We start from the raw sequence: 14,824 nt of genomic DNA, 5'->3' as shown, positions 1-14,824 counted from the left end.
GACTTCTGGTATACCCTCGGTGGAGATGTCTTCCAGATGTTCATCGATACGGTTCGCATACTGGGTTTCGGGAGAGTTTTCTGAGGTGATGATGGCAAGGGACGAAAGGGAGACAGCGGCAGGCGGTATTGCCGGCGACGCCGCCGCACATGAGCTGTCGGCGCTGGTGATTCCCCTGCTCAAGGGGGTGATCTACCAGGAGAGCGATGCCGGTCTGTGGAATTCATTGTTGGCACTGCAGGTGCGGGTGCGCGACTATGTCGCGGTGCTCAAGCTTGAACTGGTCCTCGACGAAGCCGAAGGCTACGCTTTTCTGCGCTCGCGCCCCGATCCCGAGGACGCTTCGACGCCGCGGCTGCCGCGTCTGGTTGCACGACGTCCGCTGTCGTTTCCGGTCAGTCTGCTGCTGGCCTTGCTGCGCAAGAAACTGGCCGAGTTCGACGCGAGCGGCGGCGATACCCGGCTGGTGCTGTCGCGCGAGGAGGTCGCCGAACTGATGCGGGTGTTCCTGCCCGAGGGCAGCAACGAGGCAAGGCTGATCGACCAGATCGACGTTCATCTCGGCAAGGTGGTCGAACTCGGTTTCCTGCGCCGCCTGAAGGTCGAGACCGGGCAGCCGACGATGGTCGAGGTGCGGCGAATTCTCAAGGCCTTCGTCGATGCGCAGTGGCTCGCCGAGTTCGACCAGCGGCTGGCGAGCTACCGCGCGCAGCTCGCCGGGCAGTCAGGAGAAGATCATGAATGAGCCGCAAAGCCTCGGGCTGGACTTCGTCGCCGATGACACCCTCTCGGGCTTCCGGCTGCAGCGCCTTGAAGTGTTCAACTGGGGCACTTTCGACGGCCACATCTGGACGCTCGAACCGAACGGCAGGAACGCCCTGTTGACCGGCGACATCGGTTCAGGCAAGTCGACACTGGTCGACGCCGTGACGACACTACTGGTACCGGCGCAGCGCATCGCCTACAACAAGGCTGCCGGCGCCGACAGTCGCGAGCGCACGCTGCGTTCCTACGTGCTCGGCCATTACAAATCCGAGCGCAACGAGATCAGCGGTACGGCTCGGCCGGTAGCCTTGCGCGACCATAACCACTACTCGGTGATCCTCGGCGTCTTTCACAACGCCGGTTACGACCAGACGGTGACGCTGGCGCAGGTGTTCTGGATCAAGGACGCGCAAGGGCAACCGGCGCGTTTCTTCGTCGCCGCTGAACGCGATTTGTCGATTGCCAATGACTTTGCCCATTTTGGCTCGGACATCGCAGCGCTGCGCAAGCGGCTGCGGCGACCGGGCAGCGAGGTGTTCGACAGTTTTCCGCCGTACGGCGCCTGGTTCCGGCGTCGTTTCGGCATCGACAACGAACAGGCGCTGGATCTGTTTCATCAGACGGTGTCGATGAAGTCGGTCGGTAATCTGACCGACTTCGTTCGCAGCCACATGCTCGAACCTTTCGATGTCGAGCCCCGGATCGCGGCGCTGATCGGCCATTTCGACGACTTGAATCGCGCGCATGAGGCCGTCCTCAAGGCCAAACGACAGGTGGCGCTGCTCACGCCGCTGGTCGCCAACGGCGAGCAGCATGGCACGCTGAGCGTACAGGTCGAGGATCTGCGTGCCTGCCGCGAAGCGCTCAAAGCCTACTTCGCCAGCCTCAAGCTCGGGCTGCTCGACAAGCGCATCACCGGCCTCGCCGAAGACTGGCGTCGCCAGGATGCGCAGGTCAAGCGTACCGAGGCGCAACGCGACCTGCAGCGAGCACAGGAGGCCGAACTCAAACAGAACATCGCCGAGAACGGCGGCGATCGTCTCGAACGGCTGGCCGCCGAGATTCGCCGCATCGATCAGGACTGCCAGGCGCGCCAGCGCAAGGCGCAACGCTTCACCGAACTGCTGCGAACGATCGGCGAAGCTCCCTGCCGTGATGAAAGCAGCTTTCTCGAGCAACGGCAGCGCTGGTCATCGTTGGCTGAAGAGGCTCGGGAACGCGAGACGGGCCTGCAGAACGAACTCACCGAGCACGGCGTCAGCCTGCGTCAGGGCAAGCTCGAACACGACCAGCTTTGCACCGAGATCAGCAGCCTCAAAGCCCGGCGCAGCAACATTCCGGCCGAACAGGTCCTGATGCGCAGCGCCCTGTGCAAGGCCCTCGCGTTGTCCGAAGAGGCGATGCCCTTTGCCGGCGAACTGCTGCAGGTGCGCGACGACGAACGCGACTGGGAAGGTGCCGCCGAGCGACTGCTGCGCAACTTCGGCCTGTCGCTGCTGGTGCCCGATGACGATTACCCAGAAATCGCGGCCTGGGTCGACAAGACCCAGCTCCGGGGGCGCCTGGTCTATTTCCGGATACGCCGGAGTTCGCGCAAGGAACTGCCCGACCTGCACCGCGATTCGCTGGCGCGCAAGCTGTCGATCAAGCCCGATTCGCCGTATTACGACTGGCTCGAGCGCGAGCTGGCGCAGCGCTTCGATGTCGCCTGCTGTGCCACCCAGGAACAATTCCGGCGTGAACTGCGGGCGATCACGCGCGCCGGCCAGATCAAGGCTCCCGGCGAGCGGCACGAAAAGGACGATCGCCACCGCCTCGACGACCGCAGTCGCTATGTGCTGGGCTGGACCAACGCCGCCAAGATCGCTGCGCTCGAAGCCAAGGCGAGGACGCTCGAAGCACGGCTCGCCGAGCTTGGCAGCCGCATCGGCAGGATCCAGCTCGAACAGGACGGGCTCAAAGCGCGTCTGACGGCCTTGTCCAGGCTCGACGAGTACGCCGACTACAATGAGCTCGACTGGCCGTCGCTGGCGACCGAGGTCGCCAGGCTGCAGGAAGAGAAGCGCTGCCTCGAATCCGCTTCGGACCTGCTCAAAGAGCTCAGCGGGCGCTTGCACGCAGTGGTCGCCGCGCTGAAGGCACTCGAAACCCGCCTGGAGGAACATCGGGACAAGCGCTCGCGAATCGAGCAGCGGCAAAGCGACGCCGCTGCGTTGCGCGAGCAGACGCAGGCGCTACTGCTTGAGCCGGGCATGGCGGCGCAGGCGTCGTACTTCGATCGCCTCGATGGCATGCGCCACGAAGCGCTCGGCGAGCATCCGCTCAGCGTCGAGTCCTGCGAGCATCGCGAACACGAGACGCGTGCCTGGCTGCAGGGGCGGATCGAGGCCGAATCCCGTAAGCTCAATTTGCTGCGCGACCGAATCATCCAGGCTATGGTCGCCTACAAGGAGCAGTTCAAGCTCGACACCGCCGAGGTCGATGCCAGCATCGAAGCGTTTTTCGAATACCGCAAGATGCTCGACAAGCTGCAGGCTGACGACCTGCCGCGCTTCGAGGCGCGTTTCAAGGAATTGCTCAACGAGAACACCATCCGTGAAGTGGCCAACTTCAACGCGCAACTGGCGATGTGGCGCGAGACGATCAAGGAGCGCATCGCACGCATCAATACCTCGCTGACCCAGATCGACTACAATCCCGGCCGCTACATCGCGATCGAAGCGCAGCCGACGCCCGACGCCGACATCCGCGATTTCCAGAGCGAGTTGCGCGCCTGTACCGAAGGGGCCTTGACCGGTTCGGACGATGCACAATACTCGGAAGCCAAATTCCTGCAGGTCAGGCAGATCATCGAGCGGCTGCGCGGGCGCGAGGGTCTGTCCGAACAGGATCGCCGCTGGGCGGCCAAGGTCACCGACGTGCGCTACTGGTTTGTCTTTGCCGCCAGCGAACGCTGGCGCGAAGACCATAGCGAGCACGAGCATTATTCCGACTCGGGAGGCAAGTCGGGCGGTCAGAAGGAAAAACTCGCCTACACGATTCTGGCGGCGAGCCTCGCCTATCAGTTCGGCCTTGAATGGGGCGCCGTGCGTTCGCGATCATTCCGCTTCGTGGTCATCGACGAAGCCTTCGGGCGTGGATCGGACGAGTCGGCGCAATACGGCTTGCGGCTGTTCGCCCAGCTCAACCTGCAACTCCTGATCGTCACGCCGCTGCAGAAAATTCACATCATCGAACCCTTCGTCTCCAGCGTCGGCTTCGTGCATAACGAGGAAGGGCGCACCTCGAAGCTGCGCAAGCTGTCGATCGAGGAATACCGTGCCGAGAAGGCGAGGGCGGCCGGATGAACTCCCGAGTCATCCTTTTTCTTCCCGACCCCGCTTCAGATCTTGAGTGTCGACGGTGACGGTGCTCCTTCCAGGATCTCCTGTGCTGGCAGTGTAGAATTCTCCATGGAACTCGCATTCCCTATTCGCCTGTAGTACCGGCACATTCTCCTGGAACACTGCAAATGCCCCAAGCAGCCGTCAACACCGTTCATGAACATCGCCTGACGCTGGCGGAAGTCCTTAAGAGCTTGCTTGAAGATGACCTGGTCAGCTCGTCCGACGCCGATGCCCTGCTCAAGGAGAGTCGCCTCAAGCGTCTGGTGGCCCATCCGCTGGTGATCATTGCCGATCAGAAATGGAAGTCGCAGAAAGAGCCGCATCGGCCATTGACTCTCGAAGATCTCGGCGAGTGGCTGGCGCGCAGGGTTGGCCTCGAGTACCAGCACATCGACCCCCTGAAGGTCGATTTCACTGCGGTGACCGAAGTGATGTCGAGTGCCTACGCAACCCGCTTCGGGATGCTGCCGATTCAGGTAACGACGCGTGAAATCGTGGTGGCGACGACCGAGCCTTTTCTGCGGGACTGGGAGAAGGAGATCAAGGCGATTAGCAAGAAGGAAATCCGCCGGGTGATCGCCAACCCGGTCGACGTCGCGCGTTATCTGGTCGAGTTCTACAATCTTGCGCGCTCGGTCAAGAAGGCTGCCCAACTCGGTGGCCCGACCGGCAACCTGTCGTCGTTCGAACAATTGGTAGAACTCGGTCGTACCAATCGCCAGTTCGATGCCAATGACCAGCATATCGTCAACATTGTCGACTGGCTCTGGCAGTATGCTTTCGACCAGCGCGCCAGCGACATCCATATCGAGCCCAGACGCGAAATCGGCATCGTGCGTTTCCGGATCGACGGCGTCCTGCATCAGGTCTACCAGATTCCGATGAGCGTCATGGCGGCGATGGTCAACCGCGTCAAGATTCTCGGTCGCATGGACGTGGTCGAAAAGCGGCGTCCACAGGATGGCCGCATCAAGACTCGCACCGCTGAGGGTCAGGAAGCCGAACTGCGTCTGTCGACGCTGCCCACCGCCTTCGGCGAGAAGCTGGTGATGCGGATTTTCGACCCGGAAGTCCTGGTCCGCAGTTTCGCTGATCTCGGCTTCACCGACGATGATCAGGCGCGCTGGAAGGACATGTCGGAACGGCCGAACGGGATCATCCTGGTGACCGGCCCGACCGGTTCCGGCAAGACCACGACGCTCTATTCGACGCTGAAGCAGCTCGCCACCCCGGCGGTCAATGTGTGCACCATCGAGGATCCGATCGAGATGGTCGAACCGGCGTTCAACCAGATGCAGGTGCAGAACGTGATCGACCTCGGTTTCGCGCAAGGTGTGCGCGCGCTCATGCGGCAGGACCCGGACATCATCATGGTTGGTGAAATCCGTGACCTGGAAACTGCCGAGGTGGCGATCCAGGCCGCCCTCACCGGCCATCTCGTGCTGTCGACCCTGCATACCAACGACGCCCCGGCGGCGATCACGCGCATGCTCGATCTCGGCGTTCCCTCGTATCTGCTCGGCGCGACGGTACTCGGCGTCATGGCGCAGCGCCTGGTACGCATCCTCTGCCCGCATTGCAAGCAGGTGCACCAGGCCAGCGCGGTCGAGGAGAAAATGTGGGATCAACTCGTCGCGCCCTGGAAATCGAATCGTCCGGTGCGTTTCTACCGGCCGGTCGGCTGTCTCGAATGCCGGATGACCGGTTACCTCGGGCGTGTCGGGCTGTACGAGATCCTCCTCCTGTCGCAGGATATCAAGCTGGCGATCAGTGAAAACAAGGACATCGCCAAGATTCGCGAGCTGGCCTACCGGGAAGGAATGAAACCCCTGCGCATCTCGGGAGCGATGAAAGTTGCTGCCGGGGTGACCACCCTTGCCGAAGTATTCAAGGTCGCCCCGCCGGTCGAACATGCTTGATTCTCTGCGGAACACCGTACATCAACGAATCAAGCGACTCTGGCAGGAAGTCGAAGAGCGCCAAGATGGATTGCCCTGGATCATGCGTGAGTAGTGTGCAGTGCGCTCGACGAACTCCGCTATAATCTGCCGCGAACCATTTCTTCCCTTCGCCACGGGCACGCCCGAGGGAGTTTCTCCCATGCGCAATGAATCGCTGACGCCCGAAGTCGTTCCCGATTCGCGGATCGGCTTTACCCCGCCGACTTCGCCGGCAACCTCGCGGCATGCCGACAGGACGCTGGTCGACAAGTATGGCCGACACGTTACCTACCTTCGCCTGTCGATCACCGACCGCTGCGACTTTCGTTGCAGCTACTGCATGGCCGAGGAGATGACCTTCCTGCCGCGGGCGCAGGTGCTGACGCTCGAGGAATGCCTGCGTATTGCCAGTGCCTTCGTCGATCTCGGTGTGACCAAGGTACGGGTCACCGGTGGCGAGCCGCTGGTTCGACACAACGCCATCTGGTTGCTCGAACAGATCGCCCGCCTGCCGGGTTTGCAGGAGCTGGTGATCACCACCAATGGTTCGCAGCTCGATCGTTTTGCCCCGGCCTTGCGTGCCGCCGGTGTCAAACGCATCAACATCAGCCTCGACACGCTGCGTGCCGACCGTTTCCGGGAGATCACCCGCGTCGGCGATCTCGCCAAGGTGCTGCGCGGTCTCGACGCGGCGCAGGCGGCCGGTTTCCAGCGTCTCAAGATCAACACGGTGATGATGCGTGGCAGCAATGACGACGAGTTGATCGATCTTGTCGAGTTTGTCGTCGGACGCGGGATCGACATTGCCTTCATCGAGGAAATGCCGCTCGGCGACATCGGTCACGCGCGCCAGACCTTCGGCAGTGAAGAAGCACTGGCCCGCCTGCGGACGCGCTTCGTGCTTCTGCCGTCTACCGAAACCACCGGCGGACCGGCGCGCTATTGGCGGATTCCCGGCACCTCGACGCGCGTCGGTTTCATCTCGCCGCACAGTCACAACTTCTGCGCCAGCTGCAATCGCGTGCGCGTCACTGCTCGCGGCGAGCTGTACCCATGCCTCGGTAACAACGATGCCCTGGCGCTGCTGCCGCTGCTGCGTTCGCATCCGACGGATGATTCCCCGCTGCGCGCGACGATTGTCGGCAGCATGGGCATCAAGGCCAAGGGCCACGACTTCGGCAGCCAGATGGATGCACCGCAGGTGCTACGCTTCATGTCGATGACCGGCGGCTGATCGCCGGCAGTCTCCGATCGGGGCGGTGCCGCGTGAACCCGCCCGGCGATCCGACAACCCTCCACTCCTCCCGCGAAAGCTGCCATGTGTCTCACTGCCCGTTTCAGTTGTCTCAGCGATTACGATCCCGATGCGCTTTCGGTCGAGCAGGCGCGCGCCTTCATTCGCAGCCAGTTGACGCCGCTGCGAACACACCAGCGGCTGGCGCTGCGCAGCGCGCTGGGGCGTGTGCTGGCCAGTGACGTGATCGCGCCGGTCAATGTGCCGGCGCACGACAATTCTGCGATGGACGGTTACGCGCTGCGTCATGCCGACCTGTCGAGCAGTGGCGAGACCCGCCTGCGCGTCGCCGGGACAGCGCTGGCCGGTCAGACTTTTGCCGGCAGCATGGCCGCGGGCGAGTGCGTGCGCATCATGACCGGTGCGCCGCTGCCGGTCGGTAGCGATGTGGTGGTGATGCAGGAAGTCGTCGAGCCCGCTGGCGACAGCGTCGTGATCCCGCCTGGGCAGCGCCGTGGCCAGAATATCCGCCGCGCCGGCGAAGACCTCGCCGCCGGCCAATCGGCGCTCGCTGCCGGACGACTGATCCGCCCGGCGGAACTCGGTCTGATCGCCTCGCTGGGTTGTGCCGAGATCAGCGTCTACCGCCGTCTGCGTGTCGCCTTTTTCTCGACCGGCGACGAACTGTGCTCGATCGGTACGCCACTGGGCTGTGGCGAAGTCTATGACAGCAACCGCTACACGCTTTTCGGCATGCTCCGCCGCATGGGTTGCGAAATCCTCGATCTCGGGGTCGTTCGCGACGAGCCGGCGCTGCTCGAGGCGACCTTCCGGCAAGCGGCCGCTGCTGCTGACGTGGTGATCAGCAGCGGCGGTGTCTCGGTTGGCGAAGCCGACTTCGTCAAGCCGCTGATGGCGCAACTCGGCGAAGTCCTGTTCTGGAAAATCGCCATGAAACCGGGTCGCCCGATGGCTTTCGGCCGCATCACTGCTGCCGGGACGAGCGGCGAGGAGGGTGCTGCAGCCTGGCTGTTCGGTCTGCCGGGGAATCCGGTGGCGGTGATGGTTACTTTCTACGCCTTCGTCCGCGACGCGCTCTACCTGCTGATGGGCGCCGACCCGTTGCCCGTCGTGCCGCTGCTGCCGGCGCTATGCAGCGTCGCCCTGAAGAAGTCTCCTGGCCGTACCGAGTACCAGCGCGGCATCCTCAGCCAGGAGCAGGGTCAATGGTACGTCCGGCCGACAGGTGCGCAGGGTTCGGGAATCCTGCGCTCGATGTCCGATGCCAATTGCTTCATCGTCCTCGAACAGGATCGCGGCAGCGTCGCCGCTGGGGATTCGGTCAGCGTGCAGGTCTTTGACGGTCTGGTCTGAGGTCCGGGTCGGCTGCAGTCGAGGCTCACCGAAAGATCTGGCCAGCGGCACAAGCGGCAGACTGCTCGAGCGGCCCCAGGAAAACGCGGGCGCCATTGCCTGAGAGGACGAAGGAGAAGCGATGACAGAAGTGATGCAGCGAATCTGGGCCTATTTCTGGCTGCCCGAGACCAAGTACGTCATCGCTACCGTCGTGATATTCGCGCTGCTGTCGCTGCGTCTGCTGCCCAGGGAACGCCGGCGGGTCGGCGGGACGGTGGTGGTGTTCGGGCTCTGCCTGGTCGGGCAACTCTTCGGTGCCTTGCTCGAGGCGCTCGACTATTCGCGCGTCGCGGTGATGCTGCACGAGATCTTCGTCATCGGATCGGGGATGGCGCTGTTTCGCCTGCTGGCGATCTTCGTCTTCCGGATTGTCCTGCCGCGCTTTGGCATGGTCGTCGTGCGTATCGCCGAGGACATCATTGTCCTCATAATCTATGCCGCTTTCATTGTTGGGCGACTGCACATTGTCGGATTCGACCCGTCGAGTCTGCTGACCACTTCGGCGGTGATCACCGCGGTCCTGGCCTTCTCGATGCAGGATACCCTCGGCAACATTCTTTCCGGTGTCGCGCTGCAAGTCGATAATTCGCTGCGTACCGGCGACTGGATCCGGATCGACGACATCACCGGCCGGGTCGCCCAGATACGCTGGCGGCAGACGACGATCCGGACACGCAACGGCGACGTGGTGGTAGTTCCCAACAGCCAGTTGATGCGTGGCAAGTTCACCGTATTCGGCCGCACCGACATTCCCCTTTGGCCCTGGCGACGCTGGGTGTGGTTCCACGTCACCTATGCATCACCGCCGACCCTGGTGATCCAGAAAATCGAGGCGACGATCGGCTCCGCCGAAATCCCCAACGTCGCCCGGGAACCTCGACCAAGCTGTGTGCTGATGGAGTTTGGCCCGGGCTACGGGCGCTACGCGCTGCGCTACTGGATGCTCGACCCGCAGCCCGATGATCCCACCGACTCCGCGGTGCGGATTCATATCTTCGCCGCCTTGCAACGCGCGGGCATGCAGTTGGCGGTGCCCGAACAGTCGCTGCATATCACCAAGGAGAACGATGCTTACCGGGAGTCGCTCCACCGGCGCGAAATCGAGCGACGCATGCTCGATCTGCGCAAGCTGGAACTGTTTGCCGGGCTGCAGGAAGAGGAACTGCGGACCATCAGCGAGCGCATGGTGCATGCGCCGTTCGCCTGCGGCGACGTGATCTTTCATCAGGGTGACGCGCCACACTGGCTGTACCTGCTGGCGGTTGGCGAAGCCGAAGTGTGGATGGATTTTCCCGACCATTCACGGCGTCTGTTCCGCACCATTCATGCCGGCGGCACTTTCGGCGAGAAAGGTGTGCTGACCGGTGAGGCTCGCCGCGCCTCGATCATCGCCAAGACCGACGTGGTCTGCTACCGGCTGGACCAGGCCACGGTCGAAGAAGTCATCCGCTCGCGCCCGGAAATCGCCGAGGCGATTGCCGAAATTCTCGCACGCCGTGAGGCCGAGATGGACGCCTTCATCCGCCAGTTCAGCAACTCTCCCGCCGATAATGCAGCGTCGCAGCCGAAAGCCGGCATTCTTGCCATGATCAAGGATTTTCTTGGGCTGTAGGCATTGGGTGAATGGGAAAGTCGCGTCAGCGACTCACTACTCGTCGCGGACCTTCGTTGCCTGTCGCTGGGCGCGGCCTGGAATGATGGCCGGATCGCGGAGAATCCATTGCAGGTCCACCCGGTCGAAGCGGCCGATGTAGTGTGGTGGAAGCACTCCGTGCTGCTGGTCGACCAGGGTATGGTCATAATTCGGTAGCCAGCGCCGCACCATCACTGCGCGGCCGAATTCATGGATGGGCGTAAAGGCACCAATGCTCAGCATGGCGACGATCAGCCATGGTTTTGTGCCTTGGGCAGGCGGGGTGTTCGCCGGTTGAAAGATGGTCAGTGTCAGGATCAAGAGCATCACCAGCGAGGGCGCTGAAGCTCGTAGCATCAGATCATTGTTCGGGCCGAAAACCAATAGTGGCAGTAGCCCTAGAGTGGCTACCGAGATCCACAGGATGCCGCAGGAGTGCCGCAGCCGCAGCGACATGGCGAGCGACAGTGCGCCGAATTCCAGCAGGGCAAACACCAGGTAGCTCAATACAAATCCCTTTGCCGTTCCCGCTTGCTGGAGACTGCTGGTGGCCGGTATCTCGTCGATGTTCAAGGTCAGGAGACGGCCCATCAATGCCATGACGAGGATCGTGGTGATCAGCGGTGTCAGGGGGATTTTTTGGTTTTGGGAGACGCCATACTGCAGTACGCTGAGCAGGAAAAAAGGGGCCAGGCCAAGCAGCGCAAAAGGGGTCCACAGTGCCAGCAGCGAGCAGAGAAGCAAAGCAAACGGCGGGAATGCAGGGTGTCGCCAGTGCCGATAGAAGAGGGTGGTTCCCAGCCAGATCGGCAGGGCATGATTCGGTGCCCAGAAGAGTTGTCCTGAAAGGGATGGGTAACTGAATCTCGTCCACCATTCCAGCCGGACGGGAAACTCTGGCCATTCTCCCCAGTAGGCGAGCGCACCGAGCAAGTCCATGCCGCTGAACATCACGGCCACAAGCAACAGGAGCAGCAGCCGCAAACCAGGTCGCTGCGGCAGCGGCAGGCTGAGCAGAAAAAGGGCTGCGCCCAGGGCGGTCCACAAATACAGCGCGAGGTCCACCACCTGGATCCCCAACATTTTCGCAAACAGCGCTGCCGGCAGGAAGTACCCGATCGCAGAGCGGAGGATGTAGTGGACACCGTCCCTGATCGCATAGGAGATTGGCCAGTCGCCATAAACCAGGTCCCCGAGAACTACGTCGCGCGCCTGCCAGTCGATGGAAGCGGCGACAAAATGCCCCGCGCCGCCAAATGCACACCAGACCAGAGCGGCAGTAACGATGGTCAGACATACCGATTTGCGGTACGGCAATTGCCAGACGACCTGTTGCCAGTCAATCGCGGTTCTGAACGAGTACGCCAGCAGCAATGAAAAAAATGAGGGCAAATGGCCAGCGTAGCCAGCCGATAAAAAAAAATGAAGTTGGGCAAGGCAAGGTAGGCCAGAGCCGCGATCGTCAATGAATCAGGCGGACGAACCGAGTTGACCCTGTCGTGTGATAGCAGGCTGGCGAGGAGCGCTCTGGTCACTGAGGCGCGCGTGCCTGCCGATCGTGCTTCAGTGAGCGGGTGGGGAGGCATCGAAATTGACACGTTCCTTTTCAACCACCAAAGGCCGCTTCAACACCTGCGTGTGGATCGCGGCGATGTATTCGCCGAGAATGCCGATGAAGAAAAGCTGCACCGAGGCGAAGAAGAAGAAGCCGATCAGTACGGGCGCAATACCGACTGAAAACTGCTCCCAACTCAGCAGCTTGTAGACCAGGTAGGCGATGGCCACCAGCAGGCTGAGCGCCGAAAGTGCGAATCCGGCCATGGTCGCCAGACGGATCGGCACCTTCGAGTGGCTGGTGATGCCGAGGATGGCCATGTCATAGAGCGTATAGAAATTGTTCTTGCTGATGCCGCGGCTGCGCCGGGGCTGTACGAAAGGGATTTCCGCATGTTCGAAACCGATGTCGGCAATCAAGCCACGAAAGTAGGGATACGGATCGTCCATCTGGCGGATGACTTCGACCACTGCCCGGTCATACAGACCAAAGCCCGTGAAATTCGGGATCAGCCGGGTGTCCGAGATGCGTCCGATGGTGGCATAGAAGAAGCGTCGGATGAAGGACATGGCCGTGGTGTGCTGGCTGCTGGGTTTTACCCCGGCAACGACGCGGTAGCCTTGTTCCCACTGGGCAATGAATTCGGGAATCAGTTCCGGCGGCTCTTGCAGATCCGAGGCCATGGCGATCACCGCATCGCCACTTGCCTGCAGCAGGGCATGGATCGGTGATCGAATGTGGCCGAAATTGCGGGTGTTGACGATCAGTTTGACGCGCCTGTCCAGCGCCGCCATCGCCTTGATCTTGCGGACGGTGCCGTCGGTCGATGCGTTATCGATGAAGATGTGCTCGTAGTCGTAAGCAGGGAGCCGTTCGAGTTGTGCGCGGATGCGCGTATACAGTTCTTCAACGTTGTCCTCTTCGTTGAAACAGCCGGTCACGATGCTGATCAGTTTCATTGGGTCCGGTCGTGTCGAAACATCGCGTGATCCGGTCAGAGTCCGCGTTGATAGATGAGGGCCTTGAGCTGCTCATTGTCGGCGTAGGGGCTGTCGATCATGTCGATCAGGATCGCGCCGTCCGCCGCGACGTCGCGCAGCAACAGCTCGCCACGCATCAGTTCGCGGCAGGAGATCTGACCTTTCTGCAAGGGAATCGCGAGGTAGACGTCTTCGTCGCCGAGCGCATGTCCTTGTCGGAGATCCCGTCGGGCATAGACCCCGCGGACCAGGGCATTGAGATAGGCGATTTCCTGACTGGGTGGAATGCGCTTCTGGGTACCCGGTGCGCCGCACATTTCGACGACTCGCCGATGCGCCCTGAACCACTGGTCGATCTGATGAGGCAGGCTGCAATACGCCGCGACCGGGCTGCCGTCAGTGGCGATGTCGATATGCCGTTCAAAGGTACGCGCGCCCTTGGCGTAGGCAATGGCAATCGAAGTCTGCCAATCCCGATGTTCGTGTGTAGAAAAGCCGATCACATTGTGTGGATAACGCCGGCGCAGGAAGTCCACCTGATTCAGCTCGATTTCGTGGTTCTCGGACGGGTAAAGCGAGACGCAATGATTGATCGCCAGCGGAATTCCACGCCGGTTGAAGAACTTGACGAGATCGTCGACATCTTTCAGGGACGAACCGCCAGTGGATGCGATCACCGGACGCTTGGTGCTGGCGATCTTTTCGATCAGCACCCAGTCGTTGATGTCGGAACTGGCGATCTTGATGATCTCGACGCCCAGTTTGACGCACAGGTCCACCGAAACCTCGTCGAAAGGCGTCGCCATCGGGATGCAACCGGCCTGCCGGATGGCTGTCGTGAGCTTGGCGTATTCCGCCTTGGAGAGGCGGCTGTCGAGCGTTCGCCGGATGTAGCGGATATCCGTGCGCTCGCGGAACTCCTTGTGGATGAAGGCTTCGACGTCGCGGAACTGGAGCTTGATCGCCGCCTTGACATTGTTGAAGCGGACGATTCGCGAAAAATCGGTGACGATCCGCAATCCGCGTTCAAGACGGCCCTGGTGGTTGTTTGCCAGTTCGAGGACGAACAGGTCTTCAAAGATCTCCGAAGCTTGCGACTGCTGCGAATGGCTCATGGTCTGGCGGGTGAAGGGATGATGCATCAATCTAGCATGTTCGGGGCCGGTTTGTCGCTCACAAGAGATGGAACGAAAGGAGAAGGCGCGATGCAAAGCGATGCCGGGGCTTCTGCGAGGAGTACATTCAGCCCGCAGTCGCGAGCGAAGGGCGGCCGAACACGGCGCTCCACGCGCGCTTCCATGCTTTTACATGAGTATTGCTGGCATTCTTTATAAGGGAGATTTGCTGCGGGCTATGCGGGAATCCCTCGCCTTGCTTTTATCTTGCGCTTTCTCGCAGCGAAAATCAGACCATCATCGAGCGAATCAAAAGCCTCGATGAGTTTACGCGCGGTTACCGCGTCCAGGGTTTTCATGCGTACATCGCGAGCAATGACACTGGCGAACTCGACACGCGTCCATTGGCTGATGGCCAGCGTACCCGCGGGCACGGTAGCCAGAAAACCCTCGATACGCTCCGAGACTGGCTCCTCGCGAAACAGCGGAGTGAGGAAGCTGGTATCCAGATAGATCATTCGGCATCCCGCAATTGGCGCACGATGCCCGCACTCGGCTCGGTCCAGGCGGGCGTCGTCTTGCGCAACGTAGCCAATTTTTTGATCGGAAGAGGCTGCTTCGTTTTCTCGGCTGGCGATACCCGGGCAACGGCGCGACCATGACGGGTGATGACGAATTCTTCGCCGGCTTCCACCGTATTCAGTAATTCGCTGAGATGTGCTTTTGCTTCGGCGAGACTTACGGTACGCATGTTGCTCTTCAGCCAATGACCAATCATAGGGTCATATTGGGCGATTTTT

The 14,824-nt window shown here is 61.5% G+C and carries 11 protein-coding genes; 6 read left to right on the top strand and 5 right to left on the bottom strand.

The features are described 5' to 3' along the window. The first annotated feature begins 91 nt into the window (after positions 1–91). The 6 genes from E4Q08_RS03120 (at position 92) to E4Q08_RS03095 (ending at position 10,353) form a co-directional block, all read left to right on the top strand. Positions 92–745 carry a DUF4194 domain-containing protein gene (locus E4Q08_RS03120; RefSeq protein WP_211203293.1) on the top strand — a complete coding sequence of 218 codons (654 nt, stop codon included), beginning with the start codon at positions 92–94 and terminating at the stop codon, positions 743–745. Continuing rightward, on the top strand, positions 738–4,112 hold the full coding sequence (locus E4Q08_RS03115; protein ID WP_169069297.1) for an ATP-binding protein: 3,375 nt from the start codon (positions 738–740) through the stop codon (positions 4,110–4,112). Before E4Q08_RS03120 ends, E4Q08_RS03115 begins: the two co-directional genes overlap by 8 nt. 164 nt (positions 4,113–4,276) lie before the next feature. After that, complete coding sequence (gene tfpB / locus E4Q08_RS03110; RefSeq protein WP_169069296.1) at positions 4,277–6,070, top strand: type IV pilus assembly ATPase TfpB; 1,794 nt, start codon at positions 4,277–4,279, stop codon at positions 6,068–6,070. Positions 6,071–6,251: 181 nt separating this feature from the next. Further along, a complete protein-coding gene (moaA, locus tag E4Q08_RS03105) occupies positions 6,252–7,325 on the top strand; it encodes a GTP 3',8-cyclase MoaA (RefSeq protein WP_169069295.1) in 1,074 nt (357 codons plus the stop codon). Between the two features lie 84 nt (positions 7,326–7,409). After that, positions 7,410–8,699, top strand: a complete 1,290-nt coding sequence (moeA, locus tag E4Q08_RS03100; RefSeq protein WP_169069294.1) for a molybdopterin molybdotransferase MoeA — start codon at positions 7,410–7,412, stop codon at positions 8,697–8,699. Between the two features lie 121 nt (positions 8,700–8,820). Continuing rightward, on the top strand, positions 8,821–10,353 hold the full coding sequence (locus E4Q08_RS03095; RefSeq protein ID WP_169069293.1) for a mechanosensitive ion channel family protein: 1,533 nt from the start codon (positions 8,821–8,823) through the stop codon (positions 10,351–10,353). A 36-nt stretch (positions 10,354–10,389) separates the two neighbouring features. On the opposite strand, the gene E4Q08_RS03090 is transcribed toward E4Q08_RS03095, so the two are convergent. The 5 genes from E4Q08_RS03090 to E4Q08_RS03070 form a co-directional block, all read right to left on the bottom strand. After that, on the bottom strand, positions 10,390–11,766 hold the full coding sequence (locus tag E4Q08_RS03090; protein ID WP_169069292.1) for a hypothetical protein: 1,377 nt from the start codon (positions 11,764–11,766) through the stop codon (positions 10,390–10,392). A gap of 171 nt (positions 11,767–11,937) precedes the next feature. Next, on the bottom strand, positions 11,938–12,888 hold the full coding sequence (locus tag E4Q08_RS03085) for a glycosyltransferase family 2 protein (protein ID WP_169069291.1): 951 nt from the start codon (positions 12,886–12,888) through the stop codon (positions 11,938–11,940). A gap of 35 nt (positions 12,889–12,923) precedes the next feature. Then, positions 12,924–14,051 (bottom strand): N-acetylneuraminate synthase family protein, encoded by a 1,128-nt coding sequence (locus tag E4Q08_RS03080; RefSeq protein WP_248594650.1) that lies wholly within the window; start codon positions 14,049–14,051, stop codon positions 12,924–12,926. Positions 14,052–14,260: 209 nt separating this feature from the next. Further along, the gene (locus tag E4Q08_RS03075; protein WP_169069290.1) at positions 14,261–14,542 is read right to left on the bottom strand and encodes a type II toxin-antitoxin system VapC family toxin; all 282 of its coding nucleotides are present in this window, start codon (positions 14,540–14,542) and stop codon (positions 14,261–14,263) included. Further along, complete coding sequence (locus E4Q08_RS03070; protein WP_248594649.1) at positions 14,539–14,802, bottom strand: type II toxin-antitoxin system Phd/YefM family antitoxin; 264 nt, start codon at positions 14,800–14,802, stop codon at positions 14,539–14,541. The genes E4Q08_RS03075 and E4Q08_RS03070 overlap by 4 nt, the downstream gene beginning before the upstream one ends. Positions 14,803–14,824 lie beyond the last annotated feature (22 nt).

This window comes from Candidatus Accumulibacter contiguus (assembly GCF_012940005.1).
In the GTDB taxonomy this organism is placed as follows: domain Bacteria; phylum Pseudomonadota; class Gammaproteobacteria; order Burkholderiales; family Rhodocyclaceae; genus Accumulibacter; species Accumulibacter contiguus.
The sequence above is the reverse complement of the archived record's forward strand: the minus strand, read 5'-3'. Positions and strand labels throughout refer to the sequence as shown.

What these genes read in the sequence shown, in the direction of transcription:
- E4Q08_RS03120 (WP_211203293.1), top strand. Translation starts at nt 92, where the DNA reads ATGGCAAGGGACGAAAGGGAGACAGCGGCAGGCGGTATTGCCGGCGAC.
- E4Q08_RS03115 (WP_169069297.1), top strand. Translation starts at nt 738, where the DNA reads ATGAATGAGCCGCAAAGCCTCGGGCTGGACTTCGTCGCCGATGACACC.
- tfpB (WP_169069296.1), top strand. Translation starts at nt 4,277, where the DNA reads ATGCCCCAAGCAGCCGTCAACACCGTTCATGAACATCGCCTGACGCTG.
- moaA (WP_169069295.1), top strand. Translation starts at nt 6,252, where the DNA reads ATGCGCAATGAATCGCTGACGCCCGAAGTCGTTCCCGATTCGCGGATC.
- moeA (WP_169069294.1), top strand. Translation starts at nt 7,410, where the DNA reads ATGTGTCTCACTGCCCGTTTCAGTTGTCTCAGCGATTACGATCCCGAT.
- E4Q08_RS03095 (WP_169069293.1), top strand. Translation starts at nt 8,821, where the DNA reads ATGACAGAAGTGATGCAGCGAATCTGGGCCTATTTCTGGCTGCCCGAG.
- E4Q08_RS03085 (WP_169069291.1), bottom strand. Translation starts at nt 12,888, where the DNA reads ATGAAACTGATCAGCATCGTGACCGGCTGTTTCAACGAAGAGGACAAC.
- E4Q08_RS03080 (WP_248594650.1), bottom strand. Translation starts at nt 14,051, where the DNA reads ATGCATCATCCCTTCACCCGCCAGACCATGAGCCATTCGCAGCAGTCG.
- E4Q08_RS03075 (WP_169069290.1), bottom strand. Translation starts at nt 14,542, where the DNA reads ATGATCTATCTGGATACCAGCTTCCTCACTCCGCTGTTTCGCGAGGAG.
- E4Q08_RS03070 (WP_248594649.1), bottom strand. Translation starts at nt 14,802, where the DNA reads ATGATTGGTCATTGGCTGAAGAGCAACATGCGTACCGTAAGTCTCGCC.